The following is a 22,294-nucleotide window of genomic DNA, read 5'->3' on the forward strand; positions in this document are numbered from 1 at the left end:
TGTTTCTGGAGTGTACCTGGGTGAGTGCGTCTTGGCCGGCCGCTCGTTGGCCCTTGCGGGGATGGCGCTTCTCTGGCCTAGACTAAACTCGCAATAGGGTTTCGATATCAGGCCCGAGGTAGCCACCTCAGAACGCACTGTAGAAAGATCATGGGATTCGGGGTTTTCATTCACCGTTCAGATTCGATCTACGATGACAGCCCCGCTGAGCAATACCAGTTTCCCAGCCAGTATTTGCGTCGGGTCGAAGCATGGGTCGGTGATTGGATCATCTACTACGAGCCCAGCAAGGTAAAAGACACCCGTGGCTACTTCGCCATGGCCAAAGTCCAACAGGTTATTCCTGATCCTGTGAAGCCTGCCATGTACCTCGCTCTGATCGAGGCTGGATCCTACCTTGATTTCGCCAATCCTGTTCCGTTCAACGGGGCGGGCGGTGTCGTTGAGCGAGGCGTACTCAATGACGAAGGACAAAATTCTGGTCGCGCCCAATCTGCCGTCCGCCCAATTAGCCCAAGCGACTTCAACCGTATTGTCGATCTGGGTTTGGACATCAGCGAGCCGTTGTTGCCGCGCGTCGATGAGATCGGCGCGTCGTCCGGGTTTCAGGATGAGCAGGCTCCATTCCAGTTCGAGCAGAATCGCAATCGTGTGAGTTACATTGGATCGCGAATCGTGCGGGATCGCATTTTCCGTCGCGTCGTCTTGCGCGCCTATGATGAACGCTGCGCAATCACGGGACTCAAGTTGATAAATGGCGGCGGCAGAGCAGAGGTTTCCGCCGCACATATTCGACCGGTCGAAGCGAACGGGCCTGACATCATCAACAATGGGATCTCACTGTCCGGTACAGCGCATTGGATGTTCGATCGCGGATTGATCAGTCTATCCGATGACTTGGAAATACTGATCTCACGGCAGGTCAATGACCTCGGCAGCGTGAAGGCATTCATAAACAGAACCCGTCGAGCGCTTCCGCCCCGCCGACAGCTCGAACGCCCACATCCCCATTTCTTACGATGGCACCGCGAGCACTGCTTCAAGCAGTGAGTCAAGGGTCACTCGTCGAGCAGGGCGCCTGCACCACTCTCTGTTGGCCTGTAGCCATGTTGTTGTCTTATGTATATTTCTGTGGTTAGTTGTTGACAAAAGTAATCGGTTGTCTAGGGGGGGGCGGCATGGCCGAAAAATCAAGGCCGTTTTCTATTTATCTTCTGCGTGAAAATTACGATTCAAATAATTCTCTCGTAGATGATCATGAGCTGGAGCCTGCTCAGGCCAACCACGTGCCCAAAGGTGCGGTCATATATTTACTTGATGCCGATCGAAAGCGCCCTTGGTGGCGCTCGTATTTCGGCATCGAGGATGACATCTGGCAGGAGTTCAAAGGGGCGCTCCTGTTCTTGACGGTAGGCGAACGCCATTTTGCAGTCTGTTTCGGGCAAGTCCATCACAATCTCAAGGATGTCGCTTACGAGTATGACTTCGGCTTGCGCGTTACCCTAAACATGCTTGATCCCAAAGAACTGCGAAGCGCTGACATGGTTGAACCGGGACCTGCGCGCCGAAAACGCACGCAAGTCCCGATTTCAACTGAATTGACGTACCTCGATTTCGACGCCAATAGCGAGATAATTAAGAGTCTCACCGGCAAGGTGAAGCCGGAGTTTGAGGAGCTTTTTAAAAGCGCTACTGGCTCAGCTAGCCTAAAGATCAGCCTCAAAATTCAACCAGATCAACTGGCTGATCGATGCGGTCGCTTTCTAAAACTTTATGAGAGTGACGAATACAAAGTTTCGTTCCCGAATATCGAAAACATAACACCCGTGCGCAATCCCGCCGATATTGCGCCATTGGATGCTCAACTCCTTGCCTCGATCAGGGGGAAAGACGGGGCGACGACACTCACCATTCCCGACATCGTCGACTACAAAGATAACACCTGCTGCATGTTCGGGGGCGGTGAGGGCCCAAGCCAGATTTACCCCGACATCTCCATTGAGCAGTTCTACGAATACGTCGGCGATGAGGGTCTCGCTGATCTCACTATGGATGCCCTTAAAGGTGAATACCGTCTCATCCTCACCGACACAGAAGGTTTGCCCGATAAGTCATATGGACTTTATCGCAGCGTTCTATTCGACATAGAACCTCCGGGCGAGGACGTGATCTATCATCTATGTGAGGGCGCTTGGTATAAGGTTGAAAAGGCCTTTGCCGCGCGGCTGAGAACCTACCTGGATGCCAAGTGCGAGATGACCGACCTAAGCCCCTACAACCACGACGCTATGAACAAGGGAAAGCGTGTTTACAGCGAAGCAAACTACAATGAGGCAATGGCGGCCGCGCACGCAGGGTTTCTTTGCCTTGACCAGACCGATATTAGTCCCTCTGGAAGCACAACGATTGAACCTTGCGACATCTACACGGCGCGCGCCGATGCAATCGCGAGGTCCGGTCAACGGGGCGTATTTTATCACATCAAGATCTCCACGCGCTCATCGCACCTCAGTCACCTGTTCAACCAGGGCGTGAATTCTGTTGAACTGATCACGCACGAGGCCGCGTCTCGAGAGAAGTTGGAAGCGATCATTACCCAAAAACTAGAGGGTGCTGATCCAGCAAATTTTCTAGCGCCGTTTGTGGATTCGGACTACAAGATCGTATTTGGCATCATTACTCATAAAGACGTGACAGGCGCGTCCGGAAATCTTCCGCTTTTCTCAAAACTTAGCTTGATGAGAAACATGCAGCGGCTTGACTTCGCGCGAATTCCTTGCGCGCTAACATTCATTCCAGACCACAGCGAAGCCAAGGGTGGGCATGCGCCCTACCAGAGTTACTTAGTAGAGGTGATGCAGGACGGAAAGAAGAAGGTTGTTCGGGCGGTGGACGGTCAAGGGCTCGATACCACCATCGATATCAGACGCTGCCCTAAGACTGTTTCAGACAGCGCACCTGGCGCGCGCTTCAATGTGTCCGTTAAGGTGAAAGAAGATGAATACTCATCTTCACATCATTGGCCGTACTCAGTAGCTGCTTAGCAGCCAGCGCGGACGCATTTTAGGCACGTGATTGCGCGCTGCTCGGGCAGCGTGTCAGAACAGTTCCGCAAACGAGGAAGGAATGGGTCTTGGTCAAGCGCGAAACGCACCGACAGTTTTTTGATTGGCCGGCGATCGCCTATCCTCCACGCTAAGAACGGCGACTTGCGCCGTATCGCTCGGCTTCTTCTGAAATTATCTTAAGTGACTGTTCGTGCTTGAGGGCTGCACTGATTGCATCCCGAATTTCAGCGGCGGGCATCCGTTGAAGTTTTGAACGCGGGATTGAAAAGCGCGCAAACGCAAGTTCGACCAAATCCAGCTTCGTACGGGCCTCGTCAGTGATGTATGTCGAGATTGCGTCGTCGTCGTAGGCCCTTAACTCTTCAGTGGACGGGGTTACCCAAAGGGACGATTGCGCCGGGGAGGAATCGACACGTTGAGCCGCAGCCTCCTTTTCTAGCCGATCGGCGAGCTTCCTTAACGCTTCGGCTAGGGCAGGGTTTCCACTGCGGCGATCTTTGTACAAGGTGACCATCTGTCTCAAAAATCGCACCACATCCTGATCGGATAGGCCCTTGGCGATCCGGTCAGCCATACCACTAATTTTCCTTCTGCTCTTCAAAGTGCGTCAATCCGTGCTTTTAGTGTGTCGGTGAGGTTTCGGTACATTGTATGTAGGCCCCTCGCGCCAATGTTCTGCGTGTTCGCTCGGTCGTAGACAGGCACCGCGTCGGCAAGGGCCTGCGACACACCTGTCCCTTCTTCAATGTAGGGCCGTAGCAGATTCTGGCCCCAACGCCTTTGCAGCGATGCAAGATGAACCGTATGGTCGTCAACATATCCAGAATGTGCCGCCCCGTGAGTGCGGATCCGGGTTATGGCAACGCCCACCAATTGGGTGTCTGGTACATGCATGGGGCGGCTAGCCCCCATGGTCGCTAGCGCCTTCAGCCTTACGTCGATACCGTTTTGAATCATGCTTACTAGATGTGGCGCGCCACGTTCCATGACAGCCTCGGGGATAACTGGAAGAATGTATCCGTGGCTGGCGGCGATGGCATTCTGTGAAACGATTTTCGTGGCAGGCGGGCAATCAAAAATGATGTAGTCGTATAATTCGTCTATTCCAGCAGTCTCTAGCCACTTGCAAATTAGCGTACGCTTATCCCATTCGGAATGTATCGCGTTGCCATGATGAGATGCCGTAAGCTCAATTTCAACGTCGTCCAGCTCTAGGCTCGCTGGAACAATATCCAGTGAGGCGTAGTGGTTGCCAGGAACCGTTTTTATGGCGTTCTTTTCAATGATACCAGCGCCGGGTAACGAGCCAGATTGACCTATGAACGGTTTGAAAATCTCATTGATAGTTCGATTTGCTTGTATGGAACGGCCCCAAACTGGGGCAGTTAAACAAACAATCGAAAGGCTGCTTTGATGGTCGACGTCCACTAGCAACACGCGGCTGCGATGGAAACGAGCCAGCCCCGCGGCGAACTGAAATGACAGCGTGGTTTTCCCGACGCCGCCCTTGAAATTTATTACGCTCACCCGCTTGGCCATAAATCCCCGCTGCTATGTGCAATCTAATCTCTCTTGCCTGAGTCTGTCACCATATCCTCCTTGAAGACCGACTACCAACGAACTATCCCTCGCCGCCTTTCGCGTTCGTGGCCAGCCATTGTAGTCAACAGCATCAAACACCGGCATGCGACTGATATGATCGTTTGGCTGGGCGGCGTCTACGATGCCTTGTATCCATTTCCGGCTGGCGGCAGCAGATGGCTACCGTTAGGGGAATATCCGCTTCGAGCCGGTGTCGCATCGTGTGAACCATGCTCAACTGCCTGCCAGTCACCCCTCTATCCCTCTTGCCATCCCCAAATTCTCATCCTAATCTCCCTCTGAGAAAACGTTTTCCCAAACCCCGCAGCACCCGCCGACCACCCATCTCGACATGCTCCGCCCCACTAAGAGAAAACCTTTTCCCAAACCGAGGACCGACACCCAAAACATGGCCTCCGACACGCCACCACCCGCCAAACAACCCGTCACGCTGCGTGAAGTGGCGGCGATGGCTGGCGTCAGTGTGGCCACGGCCTCCAAGGCGCTGAACGGGCAGGGGCGGATGACCGCCGAGACGCGGCAGCGCATTCGCGAGACGGCGCAGCGGCTTGGCTTTCGCCCCAACAGCCTGGCGCAGAGCCTGCTGCGGCGGCGCTCCTTTACCGTCGGCCTGTTGACCAACGACACCTATGGCCGCTTTTCGCTGCCGGTCATGTCGGGCATTTCCGATGCGCTGGTCGATGCCGGCGTTTCGGTGTTCATGTGCAATGTCGAGGACGATCCGCGGCTGGCGCAGCTGCATGTCGAGGCGATGCTGGACAAGCGCATCGACGGCATCATCGCCAGCGGCAAGCGCATCGACCGCCATCTGCCGGTCGACCTCGCCAATCTCGGCGTGCCCGTCATCTACGCCTTCAGCCAGCCCGATCCCGATGCCATCGCCTTCGTCTCCGACGATGCCGGCGGAGCGCGGCTGGCGGTCGAGCATTTTTGCCGCCTCGGGCGGCGGCGCATCGCCCATGTCAGCGGTCCCGAAAGTTTTGCCGTGGTGAATGAGCGGGCACAGGCTTTTCGCGATGTGCTGGCCGCGCACGGCCTGCCGGTCACCGAGCCCTTGCTCGGCTCGTGGTCGGAAGCCTGGGGGCATGAAGCCGTCGGAAAGCTGTTCGACGGCCCAACGCTCTTCAACAAGAAGGGAGAGAAACCCGATGCGGTGTTCTGCGGCAACGACCAGATCGCGCGCGGCGTCATCGATGCGCTGCGCGAGCGCGGCCTTGGCGTGCCCGGCGATGTCGGCGTCATCGGCTTCGACAATTGGGAGATCGTGGCGGAGGCAACCCGCCCGCCGCTGACCTCGGTCGACATGAACCTGGCAGCGCTCGGCCGCGAGGCCGGCCTCACACTGCTTTCGCTCGTCGGTGGCGAACCCGCCGCGCCGGGCATTCGAAAACTGCCGTGCCGGCTGGTGGTGCGTCAGTCATGCGGCCGCCCATTGGACGGCTAGGAGAACGTGCGGCGCCATCTAAGGGAGCGCCGCAACAGGGAGGAGAACAGAACCATGAGGAGGAAAACCATGAAGACCGTGATTACCGGGTTCGCGCTCGCCGCGAGCATCATTGCCTTGCCTGCAATGGCCGCCGACACCGCCAACATCTGGGTTCGCGCCGACGGCTCGAACTTCATGCCGCGCATCGTCGACGCCTTCAACAAGGGCCATGAGAACCAGGTCAAGCTGGACATCATTCCCAATGCCGAGATCATCCCGAAATATGGCGCCGCCGCCGCCGGCGGCACGGCGCCCGACGCGCTGTCGCTCGACCTGATCTACACGCCATCCTTTGCCGCCGCCGGCCAGCTCGAAGACATCACCGACTGGGCGAAATCGCTGCCCTATTTCGCCAGCCTGTCGCCGGCGCATGTCAAGACCGGCACCTACAAGGACCACATTTACGGGCTGCCGTTCTCGGCCGACGCCTCGGTGCTGATCTGGAACAAGAAATTGTTCAAGCAGGCGGGGCTCGATCCCGACAAGGGGCCGGCCAACTGGGCCGAGATCGAGGCCGATGCCGAAAAGGTCAACGCGCTCGGTGGCGACATCAAGGGCTTCTACTTCTCCGGCAATTGCGGCGGCTGCAACATCTTCACCTTCACGCCGCTGGTGTGGGCATCGGGCGGCGACATCCTCTCCGAGGACGGCTCGAAGGCGACGCTCGACAGCCCGCAACTGCGCGGCGCCATCGACCTCTACCGCTCTATGGTCAAGAAGGATCTGGTGCCGGCCGGCGCGCAGACCGACACCGGCGCCAATTTCTTTGCCGCCTTCGCCACCGGCAATATCGGCATTTCGCCGTCCGGCGCCTTCGCCATCGGCGCACTCAACACGCAGTATCCGGATATCGACTATGGCGTCACCTTCCTGCCGGGCAAGGACAGCGGCTGGTCGTCGTTTGCCGGCGGCGACAATTTCGTCGTCACCAAGGGCACCAAGAAGCTCGCCGTGGTGAAGGAGTTTCTCGACTTCGCCTATTCGCTCGAAGGCCAGACCATCCTGGCCAAATACGGCAGCCTGCCGGTGCGCGGCGACATCGCCAAGGAGGCGCTGAAAGATCTCGATCCGCGCTACCAGATCGCCGCCGAAGCCATGGCCAAGGGCCGCACGCCCTATTCCGTGGTGTTCAACGACCTGATCAACTCGGCCAACGGTCCGTGGACGCAGATGATCAACGAGGTCGTCTTCGGCGACGACGTCGACGGCGCCATCGCCAATGCACAAGAGACCATGCAGTCGATCATCGACCAGGCGCCGCAAAAGTAAGCGGCGCCGCCCCTACCTCCCCCTCGAGGGGAGGTCGGACCGCAGGTCCGGGTGGGGTCGTTCCGGCAGTGCTCGACGTTCTTTTTCGTCGGCGCACTGCGCGGAGGACCCCACCCCCGGCCTGCGGCCGGNCCGGACCCTCCCCTCGAGGGGGAGGGGGATCACCGCACCCGGAGCCCACGTATGACCACCACCACCACCCCGCCACGCGCCAGAAAACTGGTCGGCGCCGGCCGCCGGCAGTGGATCGGCCTGCTCTATGTCGCGCCGGCCGTGGCGCTGGTCGTCGTGTTCTTCATCATTCCGCTCGGCATGACGGCCTGGATGTCGCTGCACAACTGGCCGCTGATGGGCGAGCATTTTTACATCGGCTTCGACAATTACCGGGCGATCCTGCGCGACAACCGTTTCTGGAACGCGCTGAGCTTCACCGCCTACTACACCGTGATCGTCACCATCGTGATCTTCGCCGTCGCCTTTCCGCTGGCGCTGTTCATCGAAAAGCCCAGGCGGCTGACCGGTTTTTACCGGACATCCTTCTTCATGCCGGCGGTCGTCGGTTTTGCCTCGGCCAGCCTGCTCTGGTCGTGGCTGCTCAATGTCGATTCCGGCCTGTTCAGCCCGGCCGCCTACGACCTTGGCCTGACGGCGAAGAAGTTCAACCTGCTGGCGACGTTCCAGCCCGCCTTCTGGTCGATCATCGCCATGGTCGTCTGGAAGGTGGCGGGCTTCACCATGATCATCCTGATGACCGGCCTGCAGTCGATCCCGACCGATCTGCAGGAGTCGGCGATGATCGACGGGGCAGGGCCGTTCGCGCGCTTTCGCGCCATCACCCTGCCGCTGATGCGCCGCACGCTGGCGCTGGCGCTGATCCTGTCGATCGCCGGTTCGATCCTGGCCTTCGACCAGTTCTACATCATCCTGCGCGGCGGCCCGCGCAACCAGACGCTGACCGCCGTCTACTGGATCTTCAACCAGTCCTTCGTTTCGTTCAAGCTCGGCTATGGCGCAGCTTTGTCGATGATCCTGCTGGCCATATTGGTGGCGCTCAGCCTGGTTCAGCTGTGGCTGCTGCGCAAGCCGGAGGGCATCGACTGATGGCGCAGGCAAGAAGCCGCAGCAGCCGCCTCTGGCTCAGGATCGCCGAGCATTCGACCGGCATGATCGCCTCAGTGCTGTTCATCGCGCCGATCGTCTGGGCCGTGCTGTCGACCTTCAAGCCGGCGCAGGAGGCGCGCCAGCCGCCGCTGCCGCCATGGCCGACGACCGGCTTCTCGGTCGAGAACTACCGCACGCTCGACACCTTTGGCGACGGCCTCTGGCTGCCGGCGCAAAACAGCCTCTATGTCGCCTCGATGACGGTGATCCTGTCGGTCGTCGTCAGCGTGCTGGCCGGCTACGGCTTTTCGCGCTTCCGCTTTCCCATGAAGGATGTGCTCTTCATCGTCATCCTGTCGACGATCATGATCCCGTTCCAGTCGATCCTGACGCCGATCTTCCTGGTGCTGACCAAGGTCGGCCTGCACAACACGCTGACCGGGCTGGTCCTGGTCTACGTCACGCTGCAATTGCCGTTCTCGATCTTCATGATGCGCAACGCCTTCGACGCGGTGCCGCGCGAGATCGAGGAGGCCGCGCGCATGGACGGCGCCAACAACGTCACCATGCTGCTCAAGGTGATGCTGCCGCTGGTCTGGCCGGGCATCGTCACCATCGCGCTGTTTGCCTTCCTCGGCGCCTGGAACGAATTCCTGGCCGCCCTCGTGCTGATGACCGATCAGTCCAAATTCACGCTGCCGATCATGATGACCGCACTTCAGTCCGGCCGCTTCGGCGCCATCGACTGGGGCGCGGTGCAGGCGGGCGTCACCGTGATGATGGTGCCGTGCCTGGTGCTCTTCCTCTTGCTGCAGCGCTTCTACATCCGCGGCCTGATGGCCGGCGCGGTGAAATGACCCGCCGTGAATGACCACTATCCAACGGAGTGACACGATGACCGTTCAACCATCCGCCAACAAACTCGCCTTCCGCCCACTGCCGGTGCCGCAGGTCGATGTCCGCGGCTTCTGGGGCGACCGTGTCGATGCCGTGGCGTCGCGCACCGCCGACATCCTCTACGAGCGCTGCGTCGAGGCGCGCATGCTGGAGCAGATCGACCCGGACCGGCCCTCGCCGGGCGTCGTCATTCCGTTCCATTCGCCGTCGCCCGACGAGGCTGCCAGCCCCGGCTTCACCGGCTCGACGGTGACGACGCAGATGTTCTGGGACTCCGATTGGGGCAAGACCATCGAGACCGCGGCCTATTCGCTCTACCGGCGCAAGAACGCGGCACTCGAGAAGAAGATCGATGCCGTCATCGACCTCTACGGCAGACTGCAGCAGGAAGACGGTTATCTCTCCAGCTGGTACCAGCGTATCCAGCCCGGCAAGCGCTGGACCAATCTGCGCGATTGCCACGAGCTCTATTGCGCCGGCCATCTGATCGAAGGCGCGGTCGCCTACTACCAGGCCACCGGCAAGCGCAAGCTGCTGGATATCATGTGCCGCTATGTCGACCATATCGCCGACACCTTCGGTCCGGAGCTGGGCAAGAAGAAGGGCTATTGCGGCCATGAGGAGATCGAGCTGGCGCTGGTCAAGCTGGCGCGGGCGACCGGCGAGCAGAAATACATGGACCTGGCCAGGTATTTCATCGACCAGCGCGGGCAACAGCCGCATTATTTCGACGAGGAGGCGCGTGCGCGCGGCGCCGATCCGAAGGCCTATCATTTCAAGACTTATGAGTACAACCAGTCGCACAAGCCGGTGCGCGAGCAGGACAAGGTCGTCGGCCATGCGGTCAGGGCGATGTACCTCTATTCCGGCATGGCCGACATCGCCACCGAATATGGCGACGATACGCTCAGGGTAGCGCTCGACCGGCTCTGGAACGATCTCACCACCAAAAACCTCTATATCACCGGCGGCCTCGGGCCATCGGCGCACAATGAGGGCTTTACCAGCGACTACGACCTGCCCAACGAAACCGCCTATGCCGAGACCTGTGCCTCGGTCGGCCTCGTGTTCTGGGCCAGCCGCATGCTCGGCATGGGTCCCAACGCCCGCTACGCCGACATGATGGAGCGGGCGCTCTACAACGGCTCGATCTCCGGCCTGTCGCTCGACGGCTCGCTGTTCTTCTACGAGAACCCGTTGGAGAGCCGGGGCAGGCACAATCGCTGGAAATGGCATCGCTGCCCCTGTTGCCCGCCCAATGTCGGCCGCATGGTCGCGTCCATCGGCAGCTATTTCTACTCCCTCTCGGACGACGCGCTGGCCGTCCATCTCTACGGCGACAGCACCGCGCGCTTCGACATATCGAACCGGGCGGTCAGTCTGATTCAGACCAGCAATTATCCTTGGGATGGCGCGGTCTCGATCCTGATCGAAGCCGACGCGCCGGTCGAGTTCACCTTGCACCTGCGCGTCCCCTCCTGGTGCGGCAAGGCGGCGCTCAAGGTCAACGGCGCCGCGGTCGATCTGGATGACATCACCAGCGACGGCTATGCCGCGATCCGGCGCGAGTGGCGCCAGGGCGACCGGGTCGAACTCGATCTCGAAATGTCGATCGCCCGTCTGTTCGCCAATCCGGAGGTGCGTCAGGACATCGGCCGCGTCGCACTTGCGCGCGGTCCGCTGATCTATTGCGTCGAGGAGACCGACAATGCCGGCCAGTTGCATCGGATCGCTCTGCCGCGAACGGCAAAAATCGAGGCGCATGCCGAGCCGAACCTGCTCGGCGGCATCGTCACGCTTTCGGCACTTGCCAGCAAGGAAGCGCAGGAAAACTGGGGACCCGGGCTCTATCGCACCGATCCGCCGGCGGTGAGCGAAACGAAAATCACCGCTGTCCCGTACTTTGCCTGGGACAACCGCGAACCTGGTGAGATGCTGGTCTGGCTGCGGGACGGATGAGTTACAGGCTGACGAACGCCGTCAGCGGCAAATGATCCGACGCAACCCGCGACAGCGGCGTGTCATGGGCTTCCACCGACGAGACCATGCCGTGCCGGTTGGCCATGATCCGGTCGAGCGCCAGCACCGGCAGGCCTGAGGGAAAAGTCGGCACCGCCGCCGGCGTGAAACCAAAGGTGGCGTGCAGCGTCTTGAGCGCCGAGCGGTTGCCCAGCCGCCATTCGTTGAGGTCGCCGAGCAGCAAGGTCGGCCTTTCATCCTGGTTGCTCATGATGTCGAGCACGACGCGGGCCTGCTCCGAGCGCGAGCGGCGCAACAGGCCGAGATGCGCGGCGATGACGCGCAGAGTGCGCGTTTCGTCGAGGTCGATCTCGGCAACCAGCGCGCCGCGGGGCTCCAGTCCCGGAAGCTTGATCTGATGGACGTCGCGCACGGTGCCGCGCTTGAACAAAAGCACGTTGCCGCGCCAGCCATGGCCCTTGCCGCTTCCGGAAACCGGCACCGGCACAAGCCCGGTTTCGTGTTCGATCCGGGCAAGGTCGAGCAGCCCGGCGCGATCGCCGAAGCGGTTGTCGGCCTCCTGCAGTGCGATGACGTCGGGGCCGATCTCGCGGATGACGCGGGCGGTGCGTTCGGGGTCGAACCTGCGGTCGGTGCCGATGCATTTGTGGACGTTGTAGGAGGCGACCACCATCTGGGCGCCTTCAATGTGCTTGCGCGGCGTCGCGTTCGCCTTGCGCGCTTTCCTGCCGCGGATCGACAGGAGCACTGTTTCAGGAAGGCTGCGTCCGTTTATGTCCATAGGCCTGCTATTCGATGTCCTGATTCTTTGTTCTATGCATATCGTTCTCTCACAACCGGGACCACTTCGAGGCGGTATGCATTAGAGATAGGGCGATCCCAGCCATAACAACCGGTCAAAAACCCGGATGAGAAATGGCCGCGCTTTCAAGGTTGCGAGTGTGACGGGTTTGGCGGAAGCGATTGCCGCTCCGATGCGCCCTTCGATCTCGGCGGCAAAGCCGGTATCCAGCACCTCCAGGTCGATTTCGAAATTCAGCCGCAGCGACCGGGCGTCGAGGTTGGAAGAGCCGACATAGGCCCAGACGCCATCGACCGACAACAGCTTCGAATGGTCGAATGACCCTTCATGACGCCAGACGCGGCAATAGTGCTTCAGCACCTGGTCGTACTGCGCCGTCATGGCGCGGCCGACCAGGAAGAGATTGTTGACCGCGGGCACGACGATGTCGATCTCGACACCGCGCCGGGCCGCCGTGACCAGCGCGCTGACAAATTCCCGGTCCGGCAGGAAATAGGGCGACATGATGCGGATCGATTTGCGGGCGACGGAAAATGCCCCCATCAGCAATTTATGGTTGGTTTCGATGCTGGCGTCAGGCCCCGACGCCACCGCCCGCACCAGGATCGGTTGACCGGGAGGCGGCGAGGGCTTTTCCACGTGCCAGACCTCGTCCTTGAGGGCCTCGTTGCCGGCAAAACGCCAGTCTTCGGCGGCAACCGCGAACAGGTCGGCCACGACGGGCCCCGTGACCTGGAAATGCGTATCCGCCGAACTGGCGCTGCCGGCGAATTCGGCCGAGAATCCCTTGCGGATGTTCATGCCTCCCGTGAACGCCACCACACCGTCGACGATCAGGATTTTCCTGTGCGTCCTCAAATTCGCATAGGGAAGTCTCAGGCCCATGACGATGTTGCCGTTGAACAGATCGACGGTGACGCCGGCTTCCCGGAGTGTCCCAAGAATGCTGGGCACGGAATAGCGCACGCCCACCGCATCGATCAGCACGCGAACCGTCACACCGCGCCGGACCGCTCCGGCCAGCGATCCGACAAAACGTCGTCCGATCTCGTCATTGTCGAAGATGTAGGTCTCGAGCAGGATGCTGCGCCGTGCGCCGTCGATCGCCCCGCACATTGCCGCGTAGGCTTCGTCGCCGGTCCTCAGGATGGTGATTGCATTTCCCGAAAGCAGGCCGCGCCGCGCCACCCTGTCGCCTAGCGTCTTCAGGCCGGCAAAGCGCTGGCCGAATTCGGCTGAGATGAGTGTTTCGAGCGCAATGTCGTGGTCGTGTTTGGCTGTCTCGGCTTCACCGGCGACGGGCCGCATGGCGCTGATCGTGGCGCGGCGGATGCGGTTGATGCCGGCAATGGCATAGATGATCGCGCCAAGGAACGGCGACAAGATCATCACGCCGACCCAGCCGGTGGCGGCGCGCACGTCTTCCTTGGTCATGATTGCGTGGACGATGCCGATGGCGGCCATCAGCATCGGAATGATCACAAGGATCAGAGGCCAGTAGGTCACAAAGGTCTGCCACATCGGCAGGACTATCGAGCCAGCGGCCGCAGAAGGCAATGTGGGGGATTAGTACCGGGCAAGGGATTAACCAGGACGGAGGCGCTCGCGCCTCAGTCCTTCGCCCGCTCCACATAGGCCCCGTCAGCCGTCATCACCACCACGCGGGTACCCGGCGCGATGTGCGGCGGCACCAGCGTGCGCACGCCGTTGGAAAGCACGGCCGGCTTGTATGACGAGGACGCCGTCTGGCCTTTGGTCGTCGGCTCCGTCTCGACCACTTCGAAAGTAGCGCGCTGCGGCAGCACCAGGGCTATGGCGATGCCGTTGAACTGCGAAATCTGCACCGCCATGCCTTCGAGCAGGTAGGGCGCCATGTCGCCGACCACGCTTTCCGGCACCGCGACCTGGTCGTAGCTTTCCGGGTTCATGAAGTGATACCCCTCGGCGTCGGCGTAGAGGAAGGTGTGCTCGCGCTCCTCGACATAGGCGCGCTCGACCTGCTCGGTGGTGCGGTAGCGCTCCGAAACCTTCACCCCGTCGGAGATGCGGCGCATGTCGAGCTGGGTGACCGGCGTACCCTTGCCAGGGTGGATGTTTTCGGCAAAGAGGATCACGTAAAGCTTGCCGTCCTTGTCGACGACATTGCCTTTACGGAGCGAACTGGCGATGACCTTCACCACGGTTTTCAATCCTAGACTTCGTTGGCCTGAAACGATCGTTCGGCGCAAATCGGCTGCGAGAGCCGTCGCCGTAGCGCATCTTGGCCCGAACCGCCAGCCCTGTCAGCAATTCCGTTGCCCGGCAAACCCATGACTGGCGCTTCGCCCTGGTGGACGCCGGATGTTCACGCCGACCGCCGGCCGCGGCTGATGGCCCGCAACGCCATAGCTGCCGCAATGCGCGGCTGGTTTGGCGAGCGGGACTTCATCGAGGTCGAGACGGCGGCATTGCAGATTTCGCCCGGCAACGAGGCGCATCTCTCAGCCTTCGCCACCGAGGCGATCGGCGCCGACGGCGCGCGCCGGCCGCTTTATCTCCACACCTCGCCGGAGTTCGCCTGCAAGAAGCTGCTGGCCGCCGGTGAGCGGCGCATCTTCAGCCTGGGCGCCGTCTGGCGCAACCGCGAGCGCGGCCCCTTGCACCATCCCGAATTCACCATGCTGGAATGGTATCGGGTCGGCGAAACCTATGACAGCCTGATGGCCGATTGCGCCGAACTGCTGAAGCTGGCAGCCGAGCGGGCCGGCGCCAAAACCTTCCGCTTTCGCGGCCGCGAGGCCGATCCGTTCGCCGAGCCGGAACGCGTGAGCGTGGCGGAAGCTTTTGCGCGTTACGCCGGCATCGATCTTCTTGCCACCGTTTCTGCCGATGGCGGCACAGACCGCGCCGCACTCCATGATGCTCTGGTCAAGGCCGGCCTGCGCACGGCCGGCGATGACAACTGGGCCGATTTGTTCAGCCGGGTAATGGTCGAGAAGGTCGAACCGGTGCTGGGGCAGGGGCGGGCCACCATCTTGTACGGCTATCCGATCTCGGAAGCGGCGCTCGCCCGGCCGAGCGCGGAGGACCAGCGCGTGGCCGAGCGCTTCGAGCTCTATTGCTGCGGCGTCGAGCTCGCCAATGCTTTTGGCGAACTGACCGATCCGGCCGAGCAGCGCCGGCGCTTTGCCGCCGAGATGGACGAGAAGGAGCGCGTCTATGGCGAGCGCTATCCGCTGGATGAGGATTTTCTCGCCGCCCTCGCCATCATGCCGCAAGCCAGCGGCTCGGCGCTCGGCTTCGACCGGCTGGTGATGCTGGCAACGGGCGCGACGAGGATCGATGACGTGATCTGGACGCCGGCCGCCACTCCTTGACGGAAATCGGCCTTGGTTAAACTCACAAACCGGTCAAGCCGCGCGTCTGTGGCGGCCGCCGCGGATGGGCTTTGCGGGCCGCTTGGGCGCTATGCCGCAGCGGGACAATTGCCCGTGCGCCATTGCACAAGCCGCATTGGGACAATAGATGGTGCAACAGCCGCTACCGCCCGGGCGCGGCTTCAGCCAGGACCACGCGCATGACCGATACATCAGAGGCAGCGAAATTGACCGACCGCGTCGCGGCACTGGTCGAGGCTGCCAAGCGGGCCGGCGCCGACGCCGCCGACGCGGTTGCCGTGCGTGGCCGCTCGATCGGCGTGTCGGTGCGGCTGGGCAAGGTCGAGAACACTGAGGCGTCCGAGGGCGACGATGTCTCGCTGCGCGTCTTCGTCGGCAACCGGGTGGCGAGCGTTTCGGCGACGGCGGCATCGGACCCCAAGGCATTGGCCGAGCGCGCCGTGGCCATGGCCAAAGTCTCGCCCGAGGACCCCTATCAGGGTCTCGCCGATCCGGCTTTGCTGGTCGGCAAGGTGCGCGACCTCGATCTGTTCGACGCCACCGAGGTTTCGGCCGATCAGTTGAAGGAAGCGGCCCTTGCCGCCGAGGAAGCGGCCCTTGCAGTCAAGGGCGTCACCAATTCGGCCGGCAGCGGCGCCAGCGCCGGTCTTGGCGGGCTGGTGCTGGCCACGTCGAACGGCTTCGTCGGCCACTATGTCGCATCGCGCTTTTCGCGTTCGGCCAGCGTTATTGCGGGCGAAGGCACCGGCATGGAGCGCGACTACGAATACTCCTCGAACCAGCATTTTTCCGATCTCGACGCGCCGGAGCTGATCGGCCGCAAGGCCGGCGAGCGCGCCGTGCGCCGCCTCGGCGCCCGCAAGGCGGCGACCGGTCCGGTCAACGTTGTGTTCGATCCGCGCGTCGCGCGCGGCATTGCCGGCCATCTCGCCGGCGCCATCAACGGCGCTTCGGTGGCGCGCAAGACCAGTTTCTTGCGCGAGATGATGGGCAAGCAGGTTGCGTCGGCTGCCATCACCGTCACCGACGAGCCGCTACGGCGTCGCGGCCAGGCCTCGCGCCCGTTCGACGGCGAAGGCGTCGGGGGCGAAAAGCTGTTGATGGTCGAGAACGGCGTGCTGAAGCACTGGTTCCTGTCGACGTCCGCCGCGCGGGAATTGGGGCTGACCACCAACGGACGCGGCGCGCGCAGCGGCTCGTCGGTATCGCCGTCTTCGACCAATCTCGCCATCGAGCCGGGCGACAGGACGCCGGAAGACCTGATCAGGTCGCTGAAATCCGGCTTTTATGTCACTGAAGTGTTCGGCCAGGGCGTCGACATGGTGACCGGCGAATACAGCCGTGGCGCATCCGGCTTCTGGATCGACAATGGTGAGCTTGCCTATCCGGTGGCCGAGGTGACCATCGCCTCCAATTTGAAGACGATGTTCCTCAATATGGTTCCGGCGAGCGATCTTGACCGCGATTTCGGCACTGCCGCACCGACGCTGCTGATCGAAGGAATGACCCTTGCCGGAGCGTGACCCGGTCATATCGGCCGGGGCCTCGGAAGACCTCGATCTGCTGCGCGACGCCGCCCGCGAGGCGGGCGCGATCGCCATGCGCTATTTCGGCAAGAACCCGCAAGTGTGGATGAAAGGCGGCACCTCGCCGGTCAGCGAAGCCGACCACGCGGCGGACGCCTATCTTCGCGAGACCCTGCTGGCGGCGCGGCCGGACTATGGCTGGCTGTCGGAGGAAACGACTGACGATCCGGCACGGCTTCTGGCGCGGCGCACCTTTGTCGTCGACCCCATAGACGGCACCCGCGGCTTCCTCGAAGGTCTGCGCTCGTGGTGCGTCAGCGTCGCGGTGGTCGAGAATGGCCGCACGCTCACCGGTGTGCTCGAATGTCCGGCCAAGGGCGAAACCTATTGGGCGCTGCCTGGCCATGGAGCTTTCCGCAACGGCAAGCCGATTGCCGTGCGCGGCCTGGGTAAGACGGTCGAGATCGGCGGGCTGAAGCAGTTGATCGACCTGATGCCGGCGCAATGGCAAAGCCGGGTGCGGCGCGCGGCGCACATTCCCTCTCTCGCCTACCGGCTGGCGATGGTCGCCAACGGCACGCTCGACGCAACCTTCGTCAAGCCCAACGCGCATGACTGGGATATCGCCGCCGCCGATCTCATCTTGCGCGAGGCTGGCGGCGCCGTGCTCGACGGCCATGGCCGCGCGCCGCTTTATGCCGGGGAGATCATCCGTCACGGCGCGCTGGTCGCCGGCAGCGGGCAGCTGCTGACCGTGCTTGCCGGCGTCATTGCCGATACGGAAGCGTGATCGAAGGTTCCAAAGTCGGCAGCTTTGGGCTAGACCTGTCGCAAACTCACAATATGTGAAGGACCGAAATGGCCGCGGAAGACGGAAAGAAACAGCTTTTGCACCTGGTGTTCGGCGGCGAGCTGAAGCAACTGGGAGGCACCGAGTTCCGCGATCTCGACGCGCTCGACATCGTTGGCGTCTATCCGGACTATCAAACCGCGCACACCGCGTGGAAGGCCAAGGCGCAAGCCAGCGTGGACAATGCCCATATGCGCTATTTCGTCGTCCATCTGCACCGGCTGCTCGACCCTGAAAGCAAGGCCGCCGGTTGACAGTGATGGAGCATGAAGCGGTGAAAGGGCAGCCCACCGGCGCCGCGGTCCGAAGAAGACGCGGCGGCAGTTCGAAGACGTTCTGGCGCAAGATCCGCGAGCCGTTGGCGCAGTCGCGAATCGTCAAGAGCATCATCGTCAGCCTGCTCGCCCAGTTCGTCCGCCTGGTGCGCCTGACCAACCGCGTGGTCGAAGGCTCGGCTAAATTTTCAGGCGGCGACTACGCCGAATTCGAACCCGGCATCATCGCGCTCTGGCATGGCCAGCATCTGCTGACCCCAGCCTATTATCCCAAGGGACGGCCGCTGGTCGCCATGGTCTCGCGCAGCGCCGACGCCGAACTCAACGCGCTGATGATCGAAAAATTCGGCATCGAGGCGGTGCGCGGCTCCGGCGGGCGTGAAAGCACGAAGCATCTCGACAAGGGCGGCGCCAAGGCGCTCATCGCCCTGAAAAAGTCACTCGTCGCCGGCAAGAACGTCGCCATGATCGCCGACATTCCCCACGGCACGCCGCGCGACGCGGGGCTTGGTATCGTTCTGCTGGCACGCCTTTCCGGCCGGCCGATCATGCCTGCCGCCATCGCCACCAGCCGCCGCAAGGTGCTGGAAAGAAGCTGGGACAAGACCACCATCAACCTGCCGTTCGGCCGCTCCTCGATCGTCATCGGAACGCCGGTTTTCGTGCCGGCCAATGCCGACGAGGCCGAAATGGAGCGCAAGCGCCAGGAAGTCACGGCCGCGCTCAATGCCGCGACCGCCGAGGCCTATCGGCTCGTGGACGGCAGGCCATGAGCGTCGGCTGGGCGCGCGCCTTCCTGGCGGCGTACCGCCTTGCCGGTGCCGCCGCCTATCCGCTGATGGGTCCCTATGTCGCCTGGCGCACATCGCAGGGCAAGGAAGACCGCAGCCGCAGCCGTGAGCGCTACGGCGTTGCCGGGCGGCCGCGCCCTGAAGGGCCGGTGATCTGGATCCATGCGGCAAGCGTCGGCGAGACCCTTGCGGTCGTGCCGCTGGTGCAAAGCATCCTCGACTACGGTGTCAACATCGTGCTGACGACGGGCACCGTCACTTCGGCGCAGGTTGCCGACGAACGGCTGGGCGACCGCATCATCCACCAATATGTTCCGCTCGACCTGAAGCCGGCCGTCAGCCGCTTTCTCGATCACTGGCGGCCGGACCTGGCGATCATCGCCGAATCCGAGATATGGCCGATGACCATCCTCGAGCTCGGCGCCCGACACGTGCCGCAGGTGCTGGTCAACGGCCGGCTGTCCGACCGTTCGTTCAAATCCTGGAAGAAGCGCGCCAACATCGCCGAGGCGCTGTTCGAGAACCTCGCACATGTCGTTGCCCAGTCGGATGTCGACGGCGAACGGTTTCGCGCGCTTGGCGCCCGGCCGGTCACCGTGTCCGGCAACCTCAAGGTCGACACCTTGCCGCCGCCCGTCGACGAACGGGCGCTGGCGACGCTGAAGCGCCAGATCGCCGGCCGCCCGACCTGGGCGGCAATTTCGACCCATGACGGCGAGGAGGTGGTCGCGGCGGAAGTCCACGCCACGCTCTACAAGCGCCACCATGGCCTGCTGACAATCATCGTCCCGCGCCATCCCGACCGCGCCGAAGCGCTGGCAGCACAGATTTCCGGCATGGGCCTGAAGCTGGCGCGGCGCAGCAAGGGGGACCGGATCACCGCCGACACCGATATCCTCCTTGGCGATACGATCGGCGAGATGGGGCTTTATCTCCGGCTGACGGAAATCGCCTTTGTCGGCCGCTCGCTGACCTCGGAAGGCGGCCAGAATCCGCTGGAGCCGGCCATGCTCGACACCGCTGTGCTGGCCGGCCGCAACGTCCAGAATTTTCGCGAGGCCTATCAGCGCCTGCTCGACAGTGGCGGCGCCAAGCTGGTGCGCGACCGCGACATGCTGGCCGGCGCCGTCAATTTCCTGCTGAGCAATGAAGTTGCGCGCCATGAGATGATGGCGGCCGGTGCCGCCACAGTCGACCAGATGCGCGGTGCGCTGGCGCACACGCTGAAGTCGCTCGAGCCTTATATCCAGCCATTGATCGTCAAGTCGCGCCTGAAGGGCGCCGACGGGCGATAGGTGGCGTCGGAAGCACCACCTTTCTGGTGGGAAGCGCCGGACTGGCGGGTCTTTGCGCTGTCGCCGCTATCAGCGGTCTATGGCATGGTCGCCGGCCGCCATATGCATCGGGCGATACGTCAAAAGATCGACGCGCCAGTGCTTTGCGTCGGCAACTTCACCGTCGGCGGCAGCGGCAAGACGCCGGTCGCCATCGCGCTGGCCAAGCAGGCCAGGCGCATGCAGCTCAATCCCGGATTCCTGTCGCGCGGCCATGGCGGCTCGTTTGCGCAGCCGCATGTCGTCGATGCCAGTCACGACGCCGCCAAGCATGTCGGCGACGAGCCGCTGCTTCTGGCCGAGCACGCGCCGGTTGCGGTAAGCCCGAACCGCGCCGCCGGCGCCAAGCTGCTCATGGAAGCCCATGGCTGCGATTTCCTGATCATGGATGACGGTTTTCAGAGCGCGCGCATCCATATTGATTATGCGCTGGTCGTCGTCGACGCCCGCTACGGCATCGGCAATGGCCGCGTCATTCCGGGTGGGCCGCTGCGCGCCAACGTCGTCGACCAACTGGTGTTCACCGATGGGCTGTTGAAGATGGGCGAGGGCACCGCCGCCGACCAGGTCGTGCGCCAGGCGGCGCGCGCCGGCCGGCCGATCTTCGAGGCGCATGCTGAACCGGGCGGCAAGGAGCGGTTCGCCGGCCGGCGGTTCCTCGCCTTTGCCGGCATCGGCCATCCCGAAAAATTCTTCGAGACGCTGCGCGGCACGGGCGCGGAAGTGGCGCTGAGCCGGTCGTTTCCGGACCATCATTTTTATGCCCCCGACGAACTCGCCGAACTGGCGGCAACCGCGCGCCGTGAGGGACTGGGCCTCGTGACCACCGCCAAGGACGCAGCCCGGCTGCGCCATGGCGCAGCCTCGGCTGAATTCCTTGGTCAACTCGACGTGCTGGAGATAGACGCCACGTTCGAACTCGACAATGTGCCGGAGCGGATCATCGATGAGACGCTGGATGCCTGGAGACAGCGCCGGCTGCGAGGGTAGGGCGCTCCCGCGTTGACACAGGATATTTCTCGCCGCTTATCACAATTATAAGTCAGACCGGCTTCAGCGCGGGGGGTGGAATGGTTAGGTTGCGGGCACTCTTTGTGGGCTTTGTTCTTGTGGCGATGGCGAACCCATCTTCGGCGCAGGCACCCACCGCGACCGACAGCGAATTTCTGGTCTCGGTCACCGAAGCGGACGGTGCTACCCACGTTCGGCCCTCAAACATTGTACCGCTTATCCCCGATAGCGCCTGCTTTGAATGGCGCGTACGTCTGGCGCAAGGCGACAGACTGGTATCGGTCACCGAGGTGTTCGCGCTTCCCGCGGAGCCCAGGCAGTGGGGTGGTATCGACGGAAACGAATACAGCTTGAGCAAGCTATCGGGCGATCGAAGGGTCTCCGAGACCACCATGTTCTACAAACCGCAGGACGGATGGATCTCGCATGGGTGGTGCATGGCCGAGGGTGATCCGATCGGGCCGTATTCCATCAAAGTGCTTGTCGGAGATCGGCTTGTTCATAAATTCGACTTTTCGGTCGAAAACGCGCCGGCATCCTCAAAGCCATAGTCCTGCAGGCGTTCCAGGAAAATCAGATCGACGGTGAGCCTTGCTTTCCGGTGTGCCGATCTAGCCCCGGCTGCGCAGGTCCGGATGCGTTTCGATCTCGCGGCGCAGCGAGGCGGCGGCGCTGACATAGGGCTCCTGCCTGGCGACGCTCCAATATTTGAGCTCGTCCAGCGGAATGCTCTCACCGGTCACAGCGCAGCGCACGAATGCGCCGGGGCTGGTGACCTGGAAGTCGCCGTCGAGATAGCGGATCCGGGCTTCCTTGCCGCCAGGGCCTTCGAAGCGGTTCATCATGGGGTGGTGCCAGAGTTCATGCTGATTTCATCGCCATAAATTGCCGGCAAGGTCAAGCTTGACGCAATGCTGAGGCGCTA

Annotated in this window: 21 protein-coding genes; 15 read left to right on the forward strand and 6 right to left on the reverse strand. The window is 62.2% G+C overall.

Annotated elements, in window-relative coordinates:
* Positions 1–150: 150 nt before the first annotated feature.
* Complete coding sequence (locus X726_RS1000000169365) at positions 151–1,050, forward strand: HNH endonuclease (RefSeq protein ID WP_084630840.1); 900 nt, start codon at positions 151–153, stop codon at positions 1,048–1,050.
* A gap of 128 nt (positions 1,051–1,178) precedes the next feature.
* Positions 1,179–3,044 carry a DUF6119 family protein gene (locus X726_RS147460; RefSeq protein ID WP_023671560.1) on the forward strand — a complete coding sequence of 622 codons (1,866 nt, stop codon included), beginning with the start codon at positions 1,179–1,181 and terminating at the stop codon, positions 3,042–3,044.
* A gap of 151 nt (positions 3,045–3,195) precedes the next feature.
* On the opposite strand, the gene X726_RS147455 is transcribed toward X726_RS147460, so the two are convergent.
* Together X726_RS147455 and X726_RS147450 are read right to left on the reverse strand one after the other, a co-directional pair.
* Positions 3,196–3,642, reverse strand: a complete 447-nt coding sequence (locus tag X726_RS147455; RefSeq protein ID WP_023671561.1) for a hypothetical protein — start codon at positions 3,640–3,642, stop codon at positions 3,196–3,198.
* Between the two features lie 23 nt (positions 3,643–3,665).
* The gene (locus tag X726_RS147450) at positions 3,666–4,607 is read right to left on the reverse strand and encodes an AAA family ATPase (protein WP_023671562.1); all 942 of its coding nucleotides are present in this window, start codon (positions 4,605–4,607) and stop codon (positions 3,666–3,668) included.
* A 451-nt stretch (positions 4,608–5,058) separates the two neighbouring features.
* Here X726_RS147450 and X726_RS147445 point away from each other — a divergent pair, with 451 nt between their 5' ends.
* The 5 genes from X726_RS147445 (at position 5,059) to X726_RS147425 (ending at position 11,382) form a co-directional block, all read left to right on the forward strand.
* Positions 5,059–6,114, forward strand: a complete 1,056-nt coding sequence (locus tag X726_RS147445; RefSeq protein WP_023671563.1) for a LacI family DNA-binding transcriptional regulator — start codon at positions 5,059–5,061, stop codon at positions 6,112–6,114.
* Positions 6,115–6,183: 69 nt separating this feature from the next.
* Positions 6,184–7,425, forward strand: a complete 1,242-nt coding sequence (locus X726_RS147440) for a sugar ABC transporter substrate-binding protein (RefSeq protein ID WP_023752063.1) — start codon at positions 6,184–6,186, stop codon at positions 7,423–7,425.
* A 183-nt stretch (positions 7,426–7,608) separates the two neighbouring features.
* Complete coding sequence (locus X726_RS147435; protein WP_023671566.1) at positions 7,609–8,526, forward strand: sugar ABC transporter permease; 918 nt, start codon at positions 7,609–7,611, stop codon at positions 8,524–8,526.
* Positions 8,526–9,383, forward strand: a complete 858-nt coding sequence (locus X726_RS147430) for a carbohydrate ABC transporter permease (protein WP_023671567.1) — start codon at positions 8,526–8,528, stop codon at positions 9,381–9,383. Before X726_RS147435 ends, X726_RS147430 begins: the two co-directional genes overlap by 1 nt.
* 37 nt (positions 9,384–9,420) lie before the next feature.
* Complete coding sequence (locus X726_RS147425) at positions 9,421–11,382, forward strand: glycoside hydrolase family 127 protein (RefSeq protein WP_023671568.1); 1,962 nt, start codon at positions 9,421–9,423, stop codon at positions 11,380–11,382.
* A gap of 1 nt (position 11,383) precedes the next feature.
* Here the strand turns inward: X726_RS147425 and X726_RS147420 are convergent, their stop codons facing one another.
* The 3 genes from X726_RS147420 to efp form a co-directional block, all read right to left on the reverse strand.
* Positions 11,384–12,184: an endonuclease/exonuclease/phosphatase family protein gene (locus tag X726_RS147420; RefSeq protein ID WP_023671569.1), complete on the reverse strand. Its 801-nt coding sequence runs from the start codon at positions 12,182–12,184 to the stop codon at positions 11,384–11,386.
* 81 nt (positions 12,185–12,265) lie between these two features.
* A complete protein-coding gene (locus X726_RS147415; RefSeq protein ID WP_023671570.1) occupies positions 12,266–13,726 on the reverse strand; it encodes a phospholipase D-like domain-containing protein in 1,461 nt (486 codons plus the stop codon).
* An 89-nt stretch (positions 13,727–13,815) separates the two neighbouring features.
* Positions 13,816–14,385 carry an elongation factor P gene (gene efp / locus X726_RS147410; RefSeq protein WP_023682947.1) on the reverse strand — a complete coding sequence of 190 codons (570 nt, stop codon included), beginning with the start codon at positions 14,383–14,385 and terminating at the stop codon, positions 13,816–13,818.
* A 129-nt stretch (positions 14,386–14,514) separates the two neighbouring features.
* Between efp and epmA the strand changes: the two genes are divergently transcribed.
* The 8 genes from epmA (at position 14,515) to X726_RS147370 (ending at position 21,920) form a co-directional block, all read left to right on the forward strand.
* Positions 14,515–15,561 carry an EF-P lysine aminoacylase EpmA gene (epmA, locus tag X726_RS147405; RefSeq protein ID WP_023671572.1) on the forward strand — a complete coding sequence of 349 codons (1,047 nt, stop codon included), beginning with the start codon at positions 14,515–14,517 and terminating at the stop codon, positions 15,559–15,561.
* Between the two features lie 200 nt (positions 15,562–15,761).
* Complete coding sequence (locus X726_RS147400) at positions 15,762–17,105, forward strand: TldD/PmbA family protein (protein ID WP_023671573.1); 1,344 nt, start codon at positions 15,762–15,764, stop codon at positions 17,103–17,105.
* On the forward strand, positions 17,092–17,898 hold the full coding sequence (locus tag X726_RS147395) for a 3'(2'),5'-bisphosphate nucleotidase CysQ (protein ID WP_023671574.1): 807 nt from the start codon (positions 17,092–17,094) through the stop codon (positions 17,896–17,898). Before X726_RS147400 ends, X726_RS147395 begins: the two co-directional genes overlap by 14 nt.
* A gap of 68 nt (positions 17,899–17,966) precedes the next feature.
* Entirely contained in the window at positions 17,967–18,212 is a 246-nt protein-coding gene (locus tag X726_RS147390) for a DUF4170 domain-containing protein (RefSeq protein ID WP_023671575.1), read from the forward strand.
* Between the two features lie 5 nt (positions 18,213–18,217).
* On the forward strand, positions 18,218–19,006 hold the full coding sequence (locus X726_RS147385; RefSeq protein ID WP_023671576.1) for a lysophospholipid acyltransferase family protein: 789 nt from the start codon (positions 18,218–18,220) through the stop codon (positions 19,004–19,006).
* Positions 19,003–20,319 carry a lipid IV(A) 3-deoxy-D-manno-octulosonic acid transferase gene (waaA, locus tag X726_RS147380; protein ID WP_023671577.1) on the forward strand — a complete coding sequence of 439 codons (1,317 nt, stop codon included), beginning with the start codon at positions 19,003–19,005 and terminating at the stop codon, positions 20,317–20,319. Before X726_RS147385 ends, waaA begins: the two co-directional genes overlap by 4 nt.
* Complete coding sequence (gene lpxK / locus X726_RS147375; protein ID WP_023671578.1) at positions 20,320–21,348, forward strand: tetraacyldisaccharide 4'-kinase; 1,029 nt, start codon at positions 20,320–20,322, stop codon at positions 21,346–21,348. It abuts the gene before it with no gap.
* An 89-nt stretch (positions 21,349–21,437) separates the two neighbouring features.
* On the forward strand, positions 21,438–21,920 hold the full coding sequence (locus X726_RS147370; protein ID WP_155922435.1) for a hypothetical protein: 483 nt from the start codon (positions 21,438–21,440) through the stop codon (positions 21,918–21,920).
* Between the two features lie 60 nt (positions 21,921–21,980).
* Here the strand turns inward: X726_RS147370 and X726_RS147365 are convergent, their stop codons facing one another.
* Positions 21,981–22,214, reverse strand: coding sequence for a DUF2093 domain-containing protein (locus X726_RS147365; protein WP_023671580.1), 234 nt, complete (start codon positions 22,212–22,214; stop codon positions 21,981–21,983).
* Between the last annotated feature and the right edge of the window lie 80 nt (positions 22,215–22,294).

It is taken from the genome of Mesorhizobium sp. LSJC285A00, from assembly GCF_000503155.1.
GTDB lineage: Bacteria > Pseudomonadota > Alphaproteobacteria > Rhizobiales > Rhizobiaceae > Mesorhizobium.